Source organism: Nocardioides albidus, assembly GCF_006335005.1.
Classification (GTDB): Bacteria; Actinomycetota; Actinomycetes; order Propionibacteriales; family Nocardioidaceae; genus Nocardioides; species Nocardioides albidus.
Genome location: NZ_VDMP01000026.1, coordinates 265,808 through 269,799 on the forward strand (window position 1 = coordinate 265,808; position 3,992 = coordinate 269,799).

Below are 3,992 nucleotides of genomic sequence, written 5' to 3' on the forward strand. Positions count from 1 at the left end.
ATTCGTAGGTGGTTGCGTCCCCCTGGCGGCACACGGTCGGATCGCGGAGAGCTGGGCTCCTCCGCCCCGGCCTCAGCGCCGCAGTTCGCGCTCGGGGTGGGCGCAGATGAGCCGGTCGCAGACGGCGTCCATGACCCGGCCGAGCGCCATCAGGTCGTCGCGCTCGACCAGGTCGACCAGGGACTGGCGCACCGTCTCGACGTGGTCGGGAGCTGCCGTGCGCAACAGGTCCATCCCGGCGTCGGTCAGCCGGCAGTCGACGCCGCGGCCGTCGGCGGGCGACTCCTCCCGCACGACGAGGCGCGCGCCCTCCATCCGCTTCACGGTGTGCGTCACCCGGCTGCGGCTGTGGGCGAGCGAGGCGGCGAGCTGCGCCATCCGCAGGGTGCCGCCTGCCTCGGAGAGGCGGACCAGGATCTCGTACTCCACGGCGGAGAGCCCGTGCTCGCGGCGCAGATCCTCGTCGAGGCGGTCGAGCAGCAGGGTGGTGCCCAGGAGGAACGCGCGCCAGGCCCGCTGCTGGTCGGCGTCGAGCCACCGCGGCTCGCGGCCGGTCGCCGCGGGCGCTGAGCTCTGGTCGGTCACCGCCTCAGTCTAGGAGGTTCCGCCACTCATCGGCGGACCCTCCAAGGCGATCCGCATCAGCACCCGGGGGTGCCCGTTGAGCACCGACGAGGTGTCGGCCGCGTGGTGGAACCCGGCCGCCTCGAAGTTGGCCCGCAACCCGGCGTACGCCATGGTCTGGTCGACCTTCGCGCCGCGGTTGTCGAGCGGGTACGCCTCGAGCGCGGGCGCCCCCTGCTCCCGGGCGAACTCGATCGCCCCACCGATCAGGGCGTGGGAGATCCCCTTGCCCCGGTGGCCGGGACGGACCCGGATGCACCACAGCGACCACACCGGCAGGTCGTCGACGTGGGGGATCCTGCGGTTGCGCGCGAAGGTGGTGGCCGAGCGGGGCGCGACCGCGGCCCAGCCGACAGGGGTGTCGCCGTCGTAGGCCAGCACGCCCAGCGGCCCCTCCTCGAGCAGTTGGGCGACGAATGCGCCGCGCTCCTCACCACGCATCGCGTTGTTGACGGTCGACGGGATCCGGTAGCTCAGGCACCAGCACACGCTGGCGTCGGGTCGCTTCGGCCCGACGAGGGCCTTGACGTCCTCGAAGACGGTGGCGGGTCGCACCTCGATGCTCATACGTCGAACCTACGGCCTCGCACCGACGGTCCGGGTCCGGGCAGGTCCAGCGCTCGGGCCCGGACAGCGTAGTCTGCCCGGCGTGCGGCACCGCTACGACTGCCCCCTCCGCTGGGGTGACATCGACCAGCTGAACCACGTCAACAACGTGAAGTACGTCGACTACCTGCAGGAGGCGCGCGGCGCGCTGCTCCATGCCTGCCGGGCCGCGGCCGGGGTGGAGCACCATCACAACGACGCCTACGTCGTACGCCGCCACGAGGTGAGCTTCCGCGCACCTCTCCACTACCGGTTCCAGCCGGTGTCGATCGAGTCGTGGGTCAGCGAGATCCGTGCGGCCAGCTTCACGCTCGACCACGAGATCTTCGAGGAGCAGCCCGACGGCTCACGTCTCGTGTACGTGCGCGCGCGCACGGTGCTGGCGCCGTTCGTGCTCGAGACCGGTATGCCGCGCCGCCTCGACGAGCAGGAGCGCAACGCCCTCGCGCCGTACGCCGAGCTGGGGGCGGACCGTTCCCGGCCGGTGTTCGTCGACGTCCCCCGCGACCGCGCGAAGCTCCAGCAGGTCCAGGTGCGCTTCTCCGACCTCGACATCTACCGCCACGTCAACAACGTGAAGTACTTCGAGTTCTTCCAGGAGGCCCGGATCGCCTCGATCCGGCGCCTGCAGCGCGGGCTCCAGGGCTTCCCGCGGGTGGCGAGCGTGATCGCCCAGGCCGACGTGGAGTATGTCGCCCCGATCGTGCTGCGCCCGCAGCCCTACGACTGCTGGTCGGTCGTCTCGCGCATCGGCAACAAGTCGATGGTCGTAGAGTCCGAGATCACCGATGGCACCGGCGGCTCGGCCGAGGGAGCCGTCCTGGCCCGATCGAAGGTGGTGCTGGTGTTCTTCGACCCGGAGACGCAGCGCTCCGTCGACCCGGCGCCGGGGTTCCGCGAGGCGCTCGCCGAGGCTCTCGGCGACATGGTCACGGCAGGGCGCTGAAGTCGGGCTCGCGGCCCTCGGCGAACGCCGCGAGCGCCTCGAGGTTGGCCGGGGCGCCCATCAGCTCGGCGAAGGCGGCGTTCTCGCGGTCGCGGGCCGCGCGGACGGCGTCGCGGTGCGGCTCGGTCATCGTGCGCTTGACCGCGACCAGGGACGAGATCGGCTTGGCCGCGAGCACCTCGGCGTGCCGGCGTGCGACCGCCATCAGCTCCTCCGGATCGCACACCTGCAGGACCAGGCCCATCTGCTGAGCCTCGGCCGCGCTGATCCACTCGGAGGAGAGCAGCGCCCAGGCGGCGTGCTGACGACCGACCAGCGCGGGGAACAGGTACGACGACGCGGCCTCGGGTGCGACGCCCAGCGCGGTGAACGGGCACTTGAGCCGCGCGTCCGCGGCCATGAAGGCGAGGTCGGCGAAGCCGAGGATCGTCGTGCCGATGCCCACGCCGAGGCCGTTGACCGCGACGACCAGGGGCTTCGGGAAGTCCGCGAGCGCGTCGACGAGCCCGATGAAGCCGTGCTTGCCACGGGGCAGGCCAGGGTCCGTCGCGAGCCGGTGCATCTCGACGAGGTCGGTCCCGGCGCTGAACGCACGCCCGGCCCCGGTCAGCAGCACGACGGCCACGCCGGGATCGCGGCCGGCGTCGAGGAGCGCGTCGGCCGTGGCGTCGTACAGCTCCTCGTCGAAGGCGTTGAGTGCCTCGGGGCGGTTCAGGGTCAGGGTGCGGACCCGGCGGTCGTCGGACACGAGCAGCGTCATGACCCGATGATAGAACCTGTTCTATCCTGGGCCCAGGTGGGTCCGGAGCCGCTTCAGTCCGCGGTGGCGCGCGACGCGCACGGCCACGGCTGTCATGCCGAGTGCCGCCGCGGTCGCGCTCACGTCGAGGTCCAGCACCTCGGTGCAGGCGATGACGTCCCGCTCACGAGGGGGGAGGGCGGCGAGGGCGTCGTGCACCCACTCCTCGGCGAGGATGCCGCCCTCGGGGCCGGCCATCGTCGGCTCGGCGTCCGCGGCGAGGGTCTCGAAGCCCTTGATCCGGGTGGCCGTCCGACGCGAGGCGTTGGCCGCGTGCTTGCGGGCGATGCCGAACAGCCACCCGCCGAAGTCGGATCCGCTGCCGTGGAAGTCGGCGATCCGCTCGGCCGCGACGAGCCAGGCGGCGGCGGCGATGTCGTCGGGCGCCTCGCCGCCGGGCGAGGCGCGCGCCTCGAGCCACAGCAGCAGTCGACCGGCGTGCGCGCGATAGAGCTCGCGCCACGCTGCGGCGTCACCGCGCTTCGCAGCAGTGACGAGCTCGTCGTCGGCCCGCACCGGACGTGTCCCCACCCCTGTTGCTCAGGCGTTGCCCGGACCTTGCACCGGACCCCGCGTCCTATTGTCCCGCCTGCGAGCCTGAAGCGGGACATTTCCTCGCGGTCAGTGCGTCGGACGTCGGTCGTCGTCCTGCCTGCTGTCGTTCCCCTTGGCCCCGGAGGGGTCCTCCAGGACCCCCTTGAGGAGGTTGTCGACCGTGTCGTCGGGGGGCGTGACCGCGTCGGAGCCACGGTCCTGGTCGTCGGGCTTGTCGGTCGCCGGACCCTTCGGATGGCCCTTGGCCTTGTCGCCCTTCTTCGGGTCAGGCTTGTCCTTGGGCTGGCCCTCGGACCGGCCCTTCGAGCCGAGGCCGCGGCCCTTCCCCTCGCCGGTGCCGCGCGGATCGGTGGCGCGGTCGGTCGAGGAGGACGAGGAGCTGCCCGGCAGCCCCGGGGACAGGGGGCTGCCGGGCGGGGTGGGTACGTCGGAGTGTGGGGTTCCGACGTCTCCGGGACTCGG

At 72.4% G+C, this 3,992-nt stretch carries 6 protein-coding genes; 1 reads left to right on the forward strand and 5 read right to left on the reverse strand.

The window, feature by feature from the left end:
- Positions 1–72: 72 nt before the first annotated feature.
- A complete protein-coding gene (locus FHP29_RS17075) occupies positions 73–585 on the reverse strand; it encodes a MarR family winged helix-turn-helix transcriptional regulator (RefSeq protein WP_139624068.1) in 513 nt (170 codons plus the stop codon).
- Between the two features lie 9 nt (positions 586–594).
- Positions 595–1,191, reverse strand: a complete 597-nt coding sequence (locus FHP29_RS17080; RefSeq protein WP_139624069.1) for a GNAT family N-acetyltransferase — start codon at positions 1,189–1,191, stop codon at positions 595–597.
- Between the two features lie 82 nt (positions 1,192–1,273).
- Here FHP29_RS17080 and FHP29_RS17085 point away from each other — a divergent pair, with 82 nt between their 5' ends.
- Positions 1,274–2,176 carry an acyl-CoA thioesterase gene (locus FHP29_RS17085; protein WP_139624070.1) on the forward strand — a complete coding sequence of 301 codons (903 nt, stop codon included), beginning with the start codon at positions 1,274–1,276 and terminating at the stop codon, positions 2,174–2,176.
- On the opposite strand, the gene FHP29_RS17090 is transcribed toward FHP29_RS17085, so the two are convergent.
- From FHP29_RS17090 to FHP29_RS21830, 3 genes are all read right to left on the reverse strand, one after another.
- A complete protein-coding gene (locus FHP29_RS17090) occupies positions 2,160–2,936 on the reverse strand; it encodes an enoyl-CoA hydratase/isomerase family protein (protein ID WP_139624071.1) in 777 nt (258 codons plus the stop codon). The two genes, FHP29_RS17085 and FHP29_RS17090, sit on opposite strands and share 17 nt — an antisense overlap.
- Before the next feature lie 21 nt (positions 2,937–2,957).
- On the reverse strand, positions 2,958–3,506 hold the full coding sequence (locus FHP29_RS17095) for an RNA polymerase sigma factor (RefSeq protein WP_139624072.1): 549 nt from the start codon (positions 3,504–3,506) through the stop codon (positions 2,958–2,960).
- A gap of 90 nt (positions 3,507–3,596) precedes the next feature.
- On the reverse strand, positions 3,597–3,992 hold a 396-nt coding region (locus FHP29_RS21830; RefSeq protein ID WP_158296612.1), incomplete at its 5' end, for a hypothetical protein.